Origin of the sequence: Neiella holothuriorum (assembly GCF_019457915.1) — a bacterium.
GTDB classification, from domain to species: domain Bacteria; phylum Pseudomonadota; class Gammaproteobacteria; order Enterobacterales; family Neiellaceae; genus Neiella; species Neiella holothuriorum.
Genome location: NZ_JAHZSS010000014.1, coordinates 1 through 15,424 on the forward strand (window position 1 = coordinate 1; position 15,424 = coordinate 15,424).

At 48.6% G+C, this 15,424-nt stretch carries 12 protein-coding genes and 1 tRNA gene; 6 read left to right on the forward strand and 7 right to left on the reverse strand.

All coding sequences use genetic code 11. The features are described 5' to 3' along the window. From K0504_RS11775 to dnaQ, 3 genes are all read right to left on the reverse strand, one after another. Positions 1-73: transfer RNA gene (locus K0504_RS11775), tRNA-Asp, on the reverse strand. A gap of 106 nt (positions 74-179) precedes the next feature. Further along, positions 180-1,511 (reverse strand): TIGR03503 family protein, encoded by a 1,332-nt coding sequence (locus K0504_RS11780; RefSeq protein WP_220104391.1) that lies wholly within the window; start codon positions 1,509-1,511, stop codon positions 180-182. Next, positions 1,511-2,263, reverse strand: a complete 753-nt coding sequence (dnaQ, locus tag K0504_RS11785) for a DNA polymerase III subunit epsilon (protein ID WP_220104392.1) — start codon at positions 2,261-2,263, stop codon at positions 1,511-1,513. The genes K0504_RS11780 and dnaQ overlap by 1 nt, the downstream gene beginning before the upstream one ends. Positions 2,264-2,365: 102 nt before the next feature. Between dnaQ and rnhA the strand changes: the two genes are divergently transcribed. Further along, positions 2,366-2,824: a ribonuclease HI gene (gene rnhA, locus K0504_RS11790; RefSeq protein ID WP_220104393.1), complete on the forward strand. Its 459-nt coding sequence runs from the start codon at positions 2,366-2,368 to the stop codon at positions 2,822-2,824. 57 nt (positions 2,825-2,881) lie between these two features. On the opposite strand, the gene K0504_RS11795 is transcribed toward rnhA, so the two are convergent. After that, the gene (locus tag K0504_RS11795; protein ID WP_220104394.1) at positions 2,882-3,601 is read right to left on the reverse strand and encodes a methyltransferase domain-containing protein; all 720 of its coding nucleotides are present in this window, start codon (positions 3,599-3,601) and stop codon (positions 2,882-2,884) included. Between the two features lie 78 nt (positions 3,602-3,679). On the opposite strand from K0504_RS11795, the gene gloB reads away from it, so the two are divergent. The 3 genes from gloB to K0504_RS11810 all read left to right on the forward strand — a co-directional run bounded on the left by gloB (position 3,680) and on the right by K0504_RS11810 (position 8,272). Beyond that, positions 3,680-4,444 (forward strand): hydroxyacylglutathione hydrolase, encoded by a 765-nt coding sequence (gene gloB, locus K0504_RS11800; RefSeq protein ID WP_220104395.1) that lies wholly within the window; start codon positions 3,680-3,682, stop codon positions 4,442-4,444. 137 nt (positions 4,445-4,581) lie between these two features. Beyond that, positions 4,582-6,081, forward strand: a complete 1,500-nt coding sequence (locus K0504_RS11805) for a LysM peptidoglycan-binding domain-containing protein (RefSeq protein WP_220104396.1) — start codon at positions 4,582-4,584, stop codon at positions 6,079-6,081. A gap of 160 nt (positions 6,082-6,241) precedes the next feature. Beyond that, complete coding sequence (locus tag K0504_RS11810) at positions 6,242-8,272, forward strand: transglycosylase SLT domain-containing protein (RefSeq protein WP_220104397.1); 2,031 nt, start codon at positions 6,242-6,244, stop codon at positions 8,270-8,272. Between the two features lie 7 nt (positions 8,273-8,279). On the opposite strand, the gene K0504_RS11815 is transcribed toward K0504_RS11810, so the two are convergent. Beyond that, the gene (locus K0504_RS11815; RefSeq protein ID WP_220104398.1) at positions 8,280-10,016 is read right to left on the reverse strand and encodes a flagellinolysin; all 1,737 of its coding nucleotides are present in this window, start codon (positions 10,014-10,016) and stop codon (positions 8,280-8,282) included. Between the two features lie 215 nt (positions 10,017-10,231). Between K0504_RS11815 and K0504_RS11820 the strand changes: the two genes are divergently transcribed. Next, positions 10,232-11,599 carry a YjiH family protein gene (locus K0504_RS11820; protein ID WP_220104399.1) on the forward strand — a complete coding sequence of 456 codons (1,368 nt, stop codon included), beginning with the start codon at positions 10,232-10,234 and terminating at the stop codon, positions 11,597-11,599. Between the two features lie 109 nt (positions 11,600-11,708). Further along, on the forward strand, positions 11,709-13,127 hold the full coding sequence (locus K0504_RS11825; protein WP_220104400.1) for a DUF4397 domain-containing protein: 1,419 nt from the start codon (positions 11,709-11,711) through the stop codon (positions 13,125-13,127). A 111-nt stretch (positions 13,128-13,238) separates the two neighbouring features. On the opposite strand, the gene K0504_RS11830 is transcribed toward K0504_RS11825, so the two are convergent. Together K0504_RS11830 and K0504_RS11835 are read right to left on the reverse strand one after the other, a co-directional pair. Next, positions 13,239-14,510, reverse strand: coding sequence for an O-acetylhomoserine aminocarboxypropyltransferase/cysteine synthase family protein (locus K0504_RS11830; protein WP_220104401.1), 1,272 nt, complete (start codon positions 14,508-14,510; stop codon positions 13,239-13,241). Positions 14,511-14,735: 225 nt separating this feature from the next. Continuing rightward, the gene (locus K0504_RS11835) at positions 14,736-15,317 is read right to left on the reverse strand and encodes a TetR/AcrR family transcriptional regulator (protein WP_220104402.1); all 582 of its coding nucleotides are present in this window, start codon (positions 15,315-15,317) and stop codon (positions 14,736-14,738) included. Positions 15,318-15,424 lie beyond the last annotated feature (107 nt).

Here is a 15,424-nt window from a genome sequence, read left to right on the forward strand (position 1 = left end):
GGAGTGGACGGGACTCGAACCCGCGACCCCCGGCGTGACAGGCCGGTATTCTAACCAACTGAACTACCACTCCGCACCAGCTGACTTTCGGCTAGCCAACAAAGATGAACTTTGTGTGACGGCCTCTGTGCAGCGCGGGCGGAATAATACGGATTCCCCAAAAGTGAGTCAACCTCTTTTTAGCGGTCTTCTGGCCGATTCAGATCAATATCGCCATCATCGCCGGAATCGGCGTTTTCCTCACCAGAATCTGATGATTTTTTGCGCTTTTTCCAGACAAACCAAATGACACCGGCAATTAATAATAAAACGCTAAAACCAATAATGGCCCAAATCCACCATGCGAGCCCCGATGACTCAGCCGGCTCATCTGCAGACTCCTCGGCCGCCATTTGCTCGGCTTCATCAACCGTGATGACGTCTCCTTCCAGCACCATTTTAGGCGTTTCAGGAAGTTCATCTTTACCGCGGTTGAGGATGGTCGGAGCTGCTTTAATGACACTAAAGCGCTGATTCGGCACTTGGATAGCCACTTCTCGACCGGTTTGGTCATCGGCAAATAACCAGCCTCCAATGCGGTAATCGCCGGTCCGATTAATAAAATCGAGCTCCATAGCAAATGTATTCTTGTCTGGAGAGACCAAGGTCAGCGGGTACTGGAACTCATTGGCGCCAGTCACCATCAGGTTAATCGCCACCGTGTCGAGCTTAATGGCCATATCATCAACGTGGTATTCCACCCGCAAGGCGTTGTCTTGAACGCGGACAATATTGCCTTTTATGGGCAGTGGCTTGAGTTCAATATCTTGGGTTGCCGCTCGGTGAAAAGTTTTGTTATTGACTCGCGCATACAATTTATAACGGCCCGGCTTTTGTCGAACATCAACTTCACCGGTATAAACGCCATCGCGCGGATATTCATCTAGCCCTGCGCCATTGTCATAAAATTTACCCATGCGGTCATCAGAGCCGGGGCTTAACGCTGGGTTTGGCTGATTCAAAGTTCGTCGAATCAAAAACAGATCGAGTTCAGTCGAGCGGAAGAACGCCTCGCTGTTAACCCGCTCATCATGATTGAATAACTGTGCGGTTAATTTGATGCGTTCATGTTGATAGATGGTTTTGGGGGCTTCGGTCACGCGTAGTTCGATCGCACTGAGGATCTCAATCGCATTACGGCGGTCAATACTGCCAACAATTTGCCAAGGGCCGGGCGTCGGGCCAGTAATGGTAATCAGATCAAAACTGTCTTCGTCATACCAACTGACATTTTGTGGCGAGCTGTGCGCGTATAATTTGCTGCCATCGGGCTGTACTAACACAATGGGGCCTGAGCCGGGTTTGCGGTACACCACCAGCGTGACTTCTTCAATGCCATGATCGAGGCGAAAACGGTTATCCAGCAATTGGTAGGCACTTCGCACCAGCTTTTCTGGCGCTTCGGCGATGACAGGCTCAATAACACTCAGGGATAACAGCGCAACTAACCATCCACACAGCAACTTTTTCATTATGATTCAACCGCTCCCAGCGTTTGCCAAATACTTTGCCCTGCTTTCTTTTCGACCCGAGCCATGGTTTCTTGATGACTTTCTAGCTCAGTGGCTGAGGCGTTGATCACAGGTAGCGCATCTATTGGTAAATTCACCGGTCGGATTTCAGCATTATTGCTGTTTGAGCCTTCTTCACCATCTTGCCCCAATTGCAATTTGGTCTGCCCGCCGGTCATCAGCAAGTAGACGTCGGCTAAGATCTCGGCATCGAGCAATGCCCCGTGTAGCTCACGGTGTGAATTATCAATACCAAAACGACGACACAACGCATCGAGGTTATTTTTCTGGCCGGGGAACATATCTTTGGCCAGCGTCAGAGAATCGGTAATTTTGCAGAGTTGAGCGGTGCTAGCCCACTGACTGCCGAGTTTACCAAACTCGAGATCCATAAAGCCGACGTCAAACGGTGCGTTGTGAGCAATCAGCTCGGCATCGCGAATAAATTCCACAAACTCGGCCGCCACATCGGCAAAACGAGGGCAATCTTTGACATCATCATCGGTAATGCCGTGTACCGCGATCGCTTCGGGGTCAATCGGCATGTCTGGATTCAGGTAGACATGATAGTGATTTCCGGTGAGCCGACGATTAATAACTTCTACCGCACCGATTTCAATAATTCGATGGCCGAGGTGAGGCGCACCACCACTCATGTTCATACCCGTGGTTTCGGTATCTAGAATAATTTGCCGAGTTTGATCTTGTTGCATGTGGCTCTCTGTCTGGTGACTGGTCTGAGGCTCGTTTATACTCGCCCCACTTGCAGGTGCTGGCTTAAGGCCTGTTGATATTACAACAAGAAGCGATAAACAATGAAACAGGTTGAAATTTTTACTGACGGTTCGTGCCTTGGAAATCCTGGTCCCGGAGGCTACGGCGCGCTGTTGCGATACGGTCAACACGAGAAAGAGCTGAGTGGCGGCTTTTTTCTCACGACCAATAATCGCATGGAGTTGTTGGCGGCCATTGAGGGCTTAAAGGCACTCACTGACGCTTGTCAGGTCACGCTTACCACCGATAGCCAATACGTGAAGCAAGGCATACAAAGCTGGATTAACGGCTGGAAGAAAAAAGGCTGGAAAACCTCCAACAGAACCCCAGTAAAAAATGTCGATCTATGGAAAGCACTCGATGCTGAAACGCAACGCCACCAAATTGACTGGCGCTGGGTGAAAGGCCATGCCGGTCATGATGAAAATGAGCGCGTGGATGATTTAGCCCGAGCAGCAGCTCAAGCACCAACACAAGAAGATACCGGCTACCAACCTTAATAAAGTAAGATAGACGCCCTTGATGTTGATGAACAAACATAAGGGCGCAGCGAGCCTTCAATTAGAATTACCTGTCTCGATGTGACGGCCTGCCACACCTGCCCCAGTAAATGAACCGACTTTAATCCGGTTTGCGGCTTTCCATGTTGGCCTGATTAGGGTCAGTGGCACTTCCCGCTTTTTAATCAGCATCAGATATACCGAGCCAGCCCAAGGCATATAGCGCCCACCTAGCTCTTGCAGTTTTTGATTGGCAGCGTTTTGTCCCAACAAGCTGCTAAAGGCAACGGTTTGGGTGCTCACAATGTCACAACCCAATAATTGAAACCAATCAGCAATCCGCCCCTGACTAAAGAAACGACCTTGCCACGGATGACGTTTACGCCAACTCGGCCACAGCTTGCCAACTAACGCTAAGCTGAATGGATTGATGCCAGCAACTAAGATATGACCATCGGCGATAACGACGCGATGGGCCTCTCGAACCAGTTGGTGCGGATCGGCACAAAAGTCCAAGCACAATGGCAATACACAACCATCGACAGCGTTTTCTGCCAGCGGCAAATCGGTTTCTTGCGTGCGAATATCGGCAGTCAATAACGATGACGCGCTCAAGTGACGTTTGATGGGGGAGGCGCTGGTATCTAGTTTATCGGCCAATGGCCCAAGACGAATCAGATAATAGCCAAACATACGCTCCAACATGGGAACCATGGCTTGCTCAATTTGGCTTTGCAGCCATGTTCCTTGAGCGATATCGGGCCAACTTAGAGGCATGCTAAGTGCTTTATTTGTCGCCGCTGGTCTCATAATATGAATACATTCAACCTTTTTCATTTGATGGGCAAAGCCGTTATGACAATCTACCCGATCAAAGCATTTCAAGATAACTATATATGGGCCATTCACGATGGCCACCATTTGCTTGTGATCGATCCCGGCGACGCCCAACCGGTATTAGATTTTTGCCAGCGCTATCAGCTAGTCCTATCGACCATTTTAATTACTCACCATCATCATGATCATACGGGGGGAATTGAGGCGCTCAAACGTCAATTTCCCAACGCGCTAGTGATTGGCCCCAATAATCCGACCATTTCAGCCATTGATCAAGTCGTTGGAGAGGGCGACACCATCACCGTCAATCACCCCTCGGTTTCATTTAATGTATGGGCCATTCCTGGCCATACGTTGGATCACCTTGCCTATATTGGCGAGTTGGGTTTATTTTGCGGCGACACTTTATTTCATGCTGGCTGTGGCCGACTTTTTGAAGGCTCACCACAACAAATGTTGCACTCACTGAGCCGCTTAGCGCAATTGCCTAGCCAAACTAAGGTCTATTGCACGCATGAATACACGCAAGCTAATTTGGCATTTGCTCAGGCCGTTGAACCGAACAACGGCGAGGTGAGCCTTACGGTAGCAGAAGTGCAGGCACTACGCGTTGATGATCGGCCAACGCTACCTTCAACCATCGCAGAGCAACTGCGCATCAACCCATTTTTAAGATGTCAGCAATCATCGGTGCAACAGGCCGTCGCCGTTTGGTCAAAGCAAGCCTACCGCGATGAATTAGCCACATTTACTTCCCTACGCCAGTGGAAAGATCAGTTTTAATAACCTCCCCTCAGGAATTGGTCAGTACAATTTTTGAGCTTTGACCTAGCCTGCACAAATCGATAGGATGCGACGTTTGTGGCGCGTTCAATCCGCTTCTCACAAACTTTTATGTTCAGTTTTTTATGGTGAAACGTTTGTTGTATTTTCGCACTGTTGTAACTTTCTTCGTGGTCGCGCTGACCGTCATGCTCAGCGGTTGTCAGCTGACACCACAAACTGAACAAGCACCTCAAACGGCCGCCATAGCGCCCGTTGAGCCGCAACCAGAGATCGCCCCCGAGCCTCCGGAGCCAACATTAGAAGAACTCTACTTGTGGCATCACCTCCGTGCAGGCTTTGCCCTCTCTGAGCAATCACACCCATCCATCGACAAAGAGCGAACGCGCTATTTGCGCCACAAAGATGTATTGGCTGAGATTGACGAGCGAGCCGGCGATTACCTCGCGATCATCATGGCGGAGTTAGAAAGCAACGAATTGCCGTTAGAAATTGCCATGTTGCCGTTTGTAGAAAGCGGCTTTGACCCGTATGCCTATAGTCATGGCGGTGCTGTAGGTCTGTGGCAGTTTATGCCAGCAACAGGCAAACGCTTTGGCTTAACCAATACGTGGTGGTTTGACGGCCGACGCGATATCTATTTGTCGACACAGGCCGCCATTGATTACCTTCAATACCTCAACAAGATGTTCGACGGCGACTGGATGCTGGCATTAGCCGCTTATAACAGTGGCGAAGGCCGAGTCAAACGAGCCATCCGCAAGAACAAGCGCCGCGGCAAAGCCACTGACTTTTTCTCATTGTCACTACCGGCAGAAACTCGTGCCTACGTGCCGCGCCTGTTAGCCATTACCGACATTATCCGCAATGCGGAGCAATACAAGATGGCGTTGCCAGAGCGGCCGAATGAGTCAAATTTGGTTGCCATCGATGTCGGCAATCAAATTGAGTTAGCCATTGTGGCTGAACTTGCTGGTATTTCATTAAAGCAATTAGCCGATCTCAACCCTGGCTATAACCGCTGGGCCACCGCCCCTACACCGTCCAATGTGGTATTGGTTCCTCAGCAAAGCCAAGAAAAGTTACAAGCGGGCTTAGCCGAACTGCCGCCAGAGCAACGCGTGAGTTGGCAACGTTATGAAATTCGCAATGGCGATAGCCTCGAGCGTATCGCCAAAAAGCATCACACCACTGTGGATGTGTTGATGACAGCGAATAACCTGTCCAACCATTTGATTCGAGCCGGACGCCACTTGATGATCCCGCTCGGTGATGAAGCGCGCCTACCGCCGCTGCGGATGGATCAGCAACAACCAGTTAAATACCAAGTACAAAGTGGTGATAGCCTTTGGTTGATTGCTCGCAGCTTTAACGTCAAGCACCAAGATATTGCTCGTTGGAATGGGTTGAGTAGCAATGTACTGCGCCCTGGCCAAAAACTAACGGTTTACACCAATGAGCCGCAAAAGCAGACTCGCACGGTTCGCTACAAAGTCCGCAACGGTGATTCTCTAAGTTTGATTGCCAAGCGCTTTGATGTCTCCGTCAACTCGCTTAAACGTTGGAATGATCTGAAGTCTGACTTTCTTAAAGCCGGCCAAAGCCTAAAAATTCAAGTCCAATTGACCCGTAGTTAACTGCTCTAAACCTTCTGTCAATACCGCTTCAGCCGGGTGCTTTTTCAAAGCACTCGGCCAACTACTAAACCGTCACAGAAAAATAACCATCTATTTCCTACCAGCAAGCGCCATGCTTGATTACACTCAAAAACATTCGTTCGTCCGGTGAGAGCTCTGAGTGACTTTTAATTTCTGTTCGGTATCGATGTACCGCTTTTCCTGTTTTCGCGGCCCTTTTCTTCACGGCAGCCAGTTGCTTCGAGACACGTTAGTCCTCCTAGGGCTCAGCCTATTGTTTGTCGGGCCAAGCAGCGCAGAGCCCCTATCAAGTCCTGCAATCATTAAGTTGCCTGTGATTTCCGACAGCCAGCAACAACATTATGACCAAGCTAGATCGGCGCTTCGCAAAGGCAAAGTTCAACAATACAAGCAACATCGACAACAGTTAGATGATCACCCGCTCGCCATTTACCTCGATTATCACTACCTCAATGATCGAGTGCGGTCGATATCGGCCAACCAAGTAGCCGACTTTATGGCGCGCGCGGATGGCTCACCATTGGCTTACCGACTGCAACGTCGTTACCTCAATTACATTGGCCCCAAGAGGCGCTGGCGCGATTACCTCACCGCAAGTCCTAGCGAGCCCACATCAACCGAATTACGTTGCTACTATCATCGTGCGCAACTGCAACAAGGTAGCAAAGAGGTTGGCTACAACGGCGCTGAGAGTCTTTGGCTCAGTGGTAATTCTCAGCCCAAAGCCTGTGATGTATTGTTTGAGGAGTGGTATAAAGCTGGTTTGAGAACAAACGAACAACTGTGGAAGCGCATGCTGCTCGTATTTGATGCGCGTGAGCGCGGCTTATTATCTTATTTGAGTCGCAAGCTGAGCGGAGACTATCACGAGTATGGTCAGACACTGTGGTCGGTCTACAACAACCCCAAACAAATAAAAAACTATCGCCAGTTTCAACGAGATTCGGGGGAGAATCGAGCGATTATCAGTGCTGCATTACGTAAATTGGCACGCGTCGCGCCTGATCAAGCAGTTAAATACTGGCAACATTATCAACAAGCGCTGTCATTCGATACGGCACACAGCGCAGACATCGATAAACAACTCATTCGCTACGCCTACGTTCGTAACAACAAAAAAGCCATTGAATGGGCCGACTCGCGTTTGGCCGAGCTCTCCAGTGACGACTTAACCGAACGACGTATTCGCCAGTTGCTAAAGCAGCAAGACTGGCCTGCATTGGAAATCGCCATTGGTTCATTGAGCAATGAACGTCAACAAACAGAACGTTGGCAATATTGGTTAGCACGCATTGAGCAACAAAAGGGGCTGAGCGAAGCTGCCAATCAACGATTACAAAGCATTGCCAGCGGCCGTAATTACTACAGCTACCTCGCAGCGCAACAGCTCGATCTAGACTACCAACTTGCCAACGTCCCAAGCTCGGTTGATGCCGTAGCCTCCGAGCAATTGTCCCAATCCAAAGGGCTTGCCCGTATTGCCGCGTTAATGGCAGCGGATCAAATTGGCGATGCAAATTCTGAATGGATCTATTTGTTAAGACGCAGCTCCGATCCTGAGCGTATCACCTTGTCACACTATGCACTGCAACAAGGCTGGTGGCACTTGGCAATATCCAGCGCGATTCGAGCACAGGCTTGGGACGCAATCGCACTACGTTTTCCAATAGCCTATCAACAAGATTTTGAGCAATTTGCCAACATGCGCGCAGTCGATGAAACCTTACTGATGGCCATTGCTCGCCGCGAAAGTAGTTACAACCGATACGCTCGTTCCCCTAAAAATGCCCGCGGCTTGATGCAACTTATGCCAGCCACAGCAAAGGAGACCGCCCGCCAGATCAATTTACGCTATCGAGGTGTCAGCAGCTTGTATCAGCCCAACACCAATATTCGCCTTGGCTCAGCCTATATCAAGCGGCTATTAAAGCGTTTTAATCAAAACCGAATACTAGCCATTGCGTCATACAACGCGGGGCCGCACCGCATCAATTCTTGGCTTAAAGATGATATGCCCCAGCCGTTTGATGTGTGGGTTGAAACGATACCATTCCGAGAAACGCGCGATTACGTGCAGGCCGTGTTGGCTTATCAGGTGATTTATGCGCTTCAAACCGGCCAGGCTGATTTTAAAATGCTGCGAGAAAACGAACTAGATGGTGTTTATTGATGGCGTGCTAACCTAACAGAACCAGAGCCGCTTGCGGAAGTTGTTGAGCTTGCGCCAAAATCGCAGATGCGCTCTGCGTCAAGATGTTTTGCTTGGTGAGCTCTGTTGTTTCAGAAGCAAAATCAGTATCGCGGATCCGGCTTCGACTACCGGCTACTTGCTCCACCACATTATCGAGATTGGTGATGGTACTGCTTAAGCGGTTTTGCACCGCCCCCATTTGTGCCCGATTACTGTCAACATAGGTTAGTGCCCTGTCGACAGCAGTAATGGCTAACTGAGCTCCTTCGACCACATCCATGGTTTCCAACGCTAACGCTTTAGCATTAAATGACGCAAAAGTAGCTTCTATGGTTTCATAGGCATTTGCGCCAACCTGAAACGAAACAATTTGGCCACCACCTGCGCCAGTATCTATATCTAAGCCCACTTCATTAAATACGGTCGGATTTGAAGAGCCTCTCGTATTAGGCAACACACTCTCCGCCGTTAACACTGTTCCGCCGTCAGCATCAAAACCACCAACCGCACCAGTGTCCGCATTGGTTAAATCCATCGAACTAACGTAGGTCACATCATTGGTATCAAAATCAGCAATGAATGCCGCCTGATTGGCCCAAGGAGAACTGGCAACATTACTAATGGCATCATCAAGTGATGCGCCGGGGTTATCAGCCATGTAAACGGTGTAAGCTTTGACACCTTCCGTGATCCCAGCATTTTTTAGTTCCTGATGCATGTAGCGGACGGCAGCATAAGATTCAGAATAGTCAGCACTAGTGCCCGACCAACCACTGAAAACATCATTACCATCCAGCAAATTAGCGATACCACCTGCGACGTTGATATCACCATCAAGCCGTTCATCCCCACCGTGTATAAACTCCGCCATCCCTTCGTTAAACCATGAAGGCGTTGCAGTAGGATCGCCGGGTAAGCCGGTACTGACATCAAAATTACGTGCGAAAACAGCATGTACCATCTCGTGGGCAATCACACGGTCAGTATAGAGCCAGTCGGTTCCGGTAACTGTACTGCCACTTGGTGGAACGACAGGCTCGACATCGACCATATCCAACACCATCTCTAAATCAGTCCCGGTGCCATTCGCTCCACCGCTTTGGTAACGGACAAAAGCTAACGTGTTGCCTGGACCATCACTGTCGGGATCGCCAGCTTGCGCAAATTTAAATGTTAAGTCGACGTTGTCACCCGTCACGCCAAAAAATTCACTGATCCGCTGCTCAGATTCATATAGCCACGTATTCAGGCTATCAATTAGCGCCGCCTCTTCAGAGCTTGCCCCCACCATGGAGACGTCAGACTCTTCAAATAAGTTTCGTTCACCAAAGCGTGTTGTGTTGTTGATGCGATCTAATTCAACAATCAGTTGGTCAACTTCGAGCTGAATAGCTTCTCTGTCGCGGGTACTATTGGAGCCATTGGCCGCTTGGATAGATAGGTCTTTGAGGCGGAACAGAATGTTAGTGGTTTCGTCAAGCGCTCCTTCGGCCGTTTGCAGCATCGAAATACCGTCATTGGCATTCCGTTGGGCCACGCCAAGACCATTGATTTGCGTCGTCAATCGATTGCTGATCTGCATGCCCGCAGCATCATCACCAGCTTTCTGAACACGCAACCCAGAAGCCAAGCGTTGCAGCGATTCTGACTGAGCAGACGATGCGGCACGCAAGTTTCTTTGGGCATTTAAAGCTATAACGTTAGATGCAACCGTCAACGGCATACGAGCAAACCAATAGTTGTAACAAAAATGTTAGTTAGCTATTTATCGGCTACCGAAAACTTTTCTTAACTTAAAATTTCGAAATTATTAACATTCAAAAGATCAGTGAACAGTTAGTAAAGCAGTAGTTTATCGAGCTGAGCTATTGAGTTAAGGCTCTACAGCCATTAGCATGCTGTGCTCATTTATTGATTTACAGACCCAACAGCTAACTTATGAGCCGCTCCACTGAAACAGCATCGCTTTATAGCAAACGAAATATTCTGACTTTCGTTTTGCCATCGCTGCTCGGCGTCGGCTTGTTTATGGTGCCGGTGCCTTACCAAGATGGCTTGACCATTCCCATTGCCATTTTGGCAAAAATGATTCAATCCGGGTTGGGTGAAACCATCACGTCGTTGATTGCCGCGGTTGTGGTGCTAGCAACCTTAGCTTCAGTTTTCACTAAAGTGATTGCCCCCCAATGGGTGATGCGCGATCCATTTCTCAAAGCCCTGTTAAACGTCTCGCCAGTTTGGTTTGTGGTGCGTTTGTTTGGCGCCGCGTTTGTACTCATGGCGTTTTTCAAAGTCGGGCCAGAAGCAATTCACTCTGATGTTACCGGCGGACTCGTATTATACGAGCTAATGCCCGTTTTACTGGCCGTTTTTCTATTAGCGGGTTTACTGCTGCCGCTGTTGCTTAATTTCGGTTTGTTGGAATTGTTTGGCACCTTGCTGACCAAAATCATGCGGCCCATCTTCGGTCTGCCGGGTCGGTCTGCAATTGACTGTATGGCGTCTTGGTTAGGTGATGGCTCTGTCGGCATTTTGTTAACGAGCAAGCAATACGAAGCCAAGTATTACACGCAGCGAGAAGCTGCCGTTATTGGTACCACGTTTTCTGCCGTGTCTATTACCTTCTGCTTGGTGGTTATTTCACAGGTGAAATTAGAGCACTTGTTCGTGCCCTTCTATTTAACTGTTTGTGTTGCTGGTTTCACCGCCGCCGTGATTGTTCCCAAGCTGCCGCCTTTACGCTTTAAGAAAGACTGCTTTATTGACGGCACTGAACGCCGAGGCGACGAAGAAATCGTTCCAGACCACCACCATGTCTTGTCATGGGGTGTTGAACGAGCGCTGATCAAAGCGAGTCAAATAAAAAGCTACCGCCATGTCATGCTCGAAGGCGGCCGCAATGCGATTGATATGGTGTTTGGCATTTTGCCAGTGGTGATGGCCATTGGTACCGCTGCATTAATCATTGCCGAACACACCCCTATTTTCGACTATTTGGGCGCCCCCTTTGTGCCGTTGCTGGAACTGCTGCAGATCCCCGATGCACAGGCAGCCGCCAAAACAGTCGTTGTTGGTTTTGCGGATATGTTCATACCGTCGATTTTAGCGACCAATATTGAACATGAAATTACGCGATTCGTGATAGCCGCCATGTCGGTAACACAACTAATCTATATGTCAGAAGTTGGCGCTTTGTTACTGGGGAGTCGAATTCCTGTCAAATTGTGGGAACTATTCGTGGTGTTCATACTCAGAACTTTGGTAACCTTGCCCGTTATCTGCCTGATGGCTCATTTGGTCTTGTAAAAATTTCGCTTAGGAAGAGTTTTTTACAAGCTTTATTTGTAGCAAATCTCGGTGCTGATGCTTACATTGAAGCGCTCGATTTGTTGTTCGAACCAGAGAAAGAAGATTTATGTTGAAAAATAATTTATACCCTGCGCTAGTTCTTACTGCTGCTACCGGCCTATTGGCTGCTTGTGGTGGCGGTGGCGGTGGCAGCGATGATAAAACTGACGACGTTAATGAAACTCGTATTCAGATTTACAACGCTTCACCAGACAGCCCATCTTTGTCGTTCGAATTTGAAGACAACGATGACAACACAACCAATTTCCTATTCATCACTTATGGTGATGCGTCTGCTCTGACAACCGTTCAGAAAAATGGTAACTACGAAGTAACAGTGACAGGTCTCGACTCCGATGGTGAGTACGAAGATATTCTTGAAACTGAACTCACCATTAAAAACAATCAGCGTAACTTAGTCTTTGCTTCTGGTGATTACCCAGACATTGCTCTGACCCAGTTCGACTTCAACCTCGATAACTTATACGAAGATACATTCCGCCTTGTTATTGCTGACTTCAAAACCAGCAGTACAGGTTATGACATCTACGCAGCAGAAGCCGGCGAAAGCTTTTCCGATTCCACTTTGTGGGCAACCACACTGCCAGGTGAAATTTTTGAAGTTGAAGAAGACATCGAAACCGACACCTTTGACATTTACCTGACTGAGCCAGGTTCTAGCGATGTTATTTTCACCGCTGAAGATGTAGCGATGGAATCTGACACAGGTTACGTGTTGATCACTCGTGATTCATTCGGCCCAAGTGAAGCTGGTATTGCGTTAGATAAAATGACTAGCTCAACCACAGTCGTTAGTTACGAAGATGCATACGGTGATGCTCAATACCGCATCCTTAACGCGCTTGACCAAACGGTTGACTCTTCATTGGTGTCAGGTGATAACACCTACACTCAAGAAGGTATCGAAGCTTATGGCTTCTCCGACTATGAAACTGTTAGCTATGGCGATTATCAAATCACCATTTCTGACGAAGCCGGCGATCCACTATACAGCCGCGTACTGTTAAGCTTGCCGCAAAACAGCACCCGTGCAGCTGCGGTTTACCTCGACTTAGCAGGTGAAGAGAAAGTATTGACCTTCCCTGAGTCGGTTCGTCAACAGACTTATCAGAGTGAAATCAACTTTGTGAACTTGTCTGACATCGACCAAGTTGATGTTTACTTTGTTGGCCCGAATGAAACCATCGAATCAACGCCATACGACTTCCAGAGCGTTGACTTTGAAGAAGTTGAGTCTGGTTCATTGCCGTCTGACACTTATGTAGTAAATGTTGTTATTGAAACAGAAGACGACACGTTAGAGACGGTTTACATCTCAGCATCTGTCGACTTCTCTGATGACTACAACTACACCATGTTGTTGTACAAAGACGATAGCAACACTGACTTCGGTTACAGCGTATTGTTTGCGCCAGCTGAAGCGACTTCAACTGATGATGATGATGATGATGACGACGACGAATAATCCTACGGGATCGTCTAGTAATTAAAAAAGGGAGCCTGTTGGCTCCCTTTTTGTTGCTCGAATAATTAATGCAGCGTTAAGCGTACCCTTAGAATTGCTTCCACAAGTGCATTAAACAGCATCAAATGCTTGTTCTAAATCGGCAATAATATCGTCAATGTGCTCAATACCAACGCAGATCCGAATACTCTCAGGCTTCACGCCGGCCGTCGCCTGTTCTTCTTCAGAGAGCTGACGATGGGTTGTCGAAGCAGGATGACAAGCCAAGCTCTTGGCATCACCAATGTTCACCAAACGCTTCACCAACGCTAACGCATCATAGAATTTTACGCCCGCTTCAAACCCACCTTTAATGCCAAACGTTAGTAACGAGGCAGGTTTGCCAGCACAGTATGTTTGGGCAAGTTGATGGTACGGATCATCAGGTAAGCCGGCGTAACTCACCCACTCTACTTTGTCATGCTTTTGCAAATAACTCGCCACGGCGAACGCGTTGTCGCAATGGCGCTCCATCCGCAGTGGCAATGTTTCCATGCCCTGCAAAATCAAAAATGCATTCATCGGCGAGATGGCTGAGCCCGTATTACGCAACGGCACGGTTCGAGCACGGCCAATATAAGCTGCTTCGGCAAACGCTTCGGTATACACCACACCATGGTAAGACGGCTCAGGCTGATTAAAGACCGGGTAGCGATCTTTGTGCTCCGCCCACGGAAACTTACCCGAATCAACAATCACACCACCAATTGAGGTACCGTGGCCACCGATATATTTGGTAAGTGAGTGAACCACAATATCGGCCCCGTGCTCAATTGGATTACAAAGCACAGGCGTTGCTACGGTATTGTCGACGATCACGGCCACGCCATGCTTATGGGCCACTTCGCAAATGGCTGCTAAGTCAACAATGTTGCCGGCCGGATTACCGATGGTTTCGAGGTAAACGGCTTTTGTTTTTTCATCAATCAAGGCTTCAACAGCAGCGGTAGAGTCATCGCCAGAGAAGCGAACTTCAATGCCTTGGCTTGGCAACATGTGAGCAAATAAGGTGTAGGTACCACCGTATAGTTGCGGCACGCTGATGATGTTGTCGCCCTGCTGAGCCAGAGTTAACACGGCATAGTTAATGGCCGCCATACCAGAGCTCACAGCCAGTGCAGCAATACCACCTTCTAGCGCCGCCATCCGTTGCTCTAAAACGTCGTTAGTTGGGTTCATGATGCGCGTGTAAATATTGCCCGGCACGGCTAAATCGAATAAATCGGCGCCGTGCTGAGCCGAATCAAACTCATACGAGACGGTTTGGTAAATCGGGACTGCAACAGATTTAGTAGTAGGATCGGTTTCGTAGCCAGCATGTATTGCTAACGTTTCCTTTTTCATGGAACTCTCCGTATCGAGCAGTAGGTAATGTAACAACGGGGGCTTGAATGAACCGCCAGCCCACGCCTTAACGTTTGCTAAATCATAATGAAATCAGTGAGCTGGTTATTGAGTCATAACAACTTACGTGCAACAAGCTTAGCCGCTCTGAAGGCAGCTGGAGAGTTTCCAAGAATATTATTGAATGCGTTACACCGCCGACAAGGTTGCGGCAGGTGCTCAGTATCAAGCAACCGATTTTGGCGTTAATGCGGCTCGGTAGATTGCCAAGTTATTAATCAAAGCTTGCTTGGCCCCCGTCATTGGTGAAATCGTAAAGATTGCCTTTGCGGTCACAACGAGCATGTCGGCAAACTCCTCTGGCGTTAAAGGTTGCAGCGCAAAGTCAATTTTTTGCTCTAGTTCGGCCCGCTTTAAAACGGCAACCACAAACTCGGTAATGACTTCTGCGTGAGCATCAAAAATATCTTGGCATAAGTCACTACAGGATTTCACTAAGTCGCTCATCACCAACTGATCGGTGATTTCTTCAAACAGCGGCCGCCCCCAATCTAACAACATGGCTTCGAGTTGTTGCCAAACATCATCGTGTGCTTCCACGAAACTCGCTAGTTTGCTGTAGTGATCATGGTGTTCTTGACGAACTAGCGCCCGCAGTAACTGTTCTTTGCTACCAAACTGTTTGTGAATGGTGACGCGAGAAATGCCCGCATAGCGGCTGATCATTGCGATGCTACTGGCGCTATAGCCATGCTGAAACAGACACTGGCGTGCCGCGTTAAGAATGGTTTTGGTACTGGCGAGCATAGGTAATTAAGTAGTTTTCATTCGGCAATTAGGCGGCAAAGAGTAACGACTTTGATCTGACAACGCAATTTTCACGTTTACGATTTATGTAAATGTGTTAACCTCGT

Excerpts from the sequence above, each read along its gene's own strand:
- K0504_RS11780 (WP_220104391.1), bottom strand. The coding sequence starts at position 1,511 with ATGAAAAAGTTGCTGTGTGGATGGTTAGTTGCGCTGTTATCCCTGAGT.
- dnaQ (WP_220104392.1), bottom strand. The coding sequence starts at position 2,263 with ATGCAACAAGATCAAACTCGGCAAATTATTCTAGATACCGAAACCACG.
- rnhA (WP_220104393.1), top strand. The coding sequence starts at position 2,366 with ATGAAACAGGTTGAAATTTTTACTGACGGTTCGTGCCTTGGAAATCCT.
- K0504_RS11795 (WP_220104394.1), bottom strand. The coding sequence starts at position 3,601 with ATGCCTCTAAGTTGGCCCGATATCGCTCAAGGAACATGGCTGCAAAGC.
- gloB (WP_220104395.1), top strand. The coding sequence starts at position 3,680 with ATGACAATCTACCCGATCAAAGCATTTCAAGATAACTATATATGGGCC.
- K0504_RS11815 (WP_220104398.1), bottom strand. The coding sequence starts at position 10,016 with ATGCCGTTGACGGTTGCATCTAACGTTATAGCTTTAAATGCCCAAAGA.
- K0504_RS11820 (WP_220104399.1), top strand. The coding sequence starts at position 10,232 with ATGAGCCGCTCCACTGAAACAGCATCGCTTTATAGCAAACGAAATATT.
- K0504_RS11825 (WP_220104400.1), top strand. The coding sequence starts at position 11,709 with ATGTTGAAAAATAATTTATACCCTGCGCTAGTTCTTACTGCTGCTACC.
- K0504_RS11830 (WP_220104401.1), bottom strand. The coding sequence starts at position 14,510 with ATGAAAAAGGAAACGTTAGCAATACATGCTGGCTACGAAACCGATCCT.
- K0504_RS11835 (WP_220104402.1), bottom strand. The coding sequence starts at position 15,317 with ATGCTCGCCAGTACCAAAACCATTCTTAACGCGGCACGCCAGTGTCTG.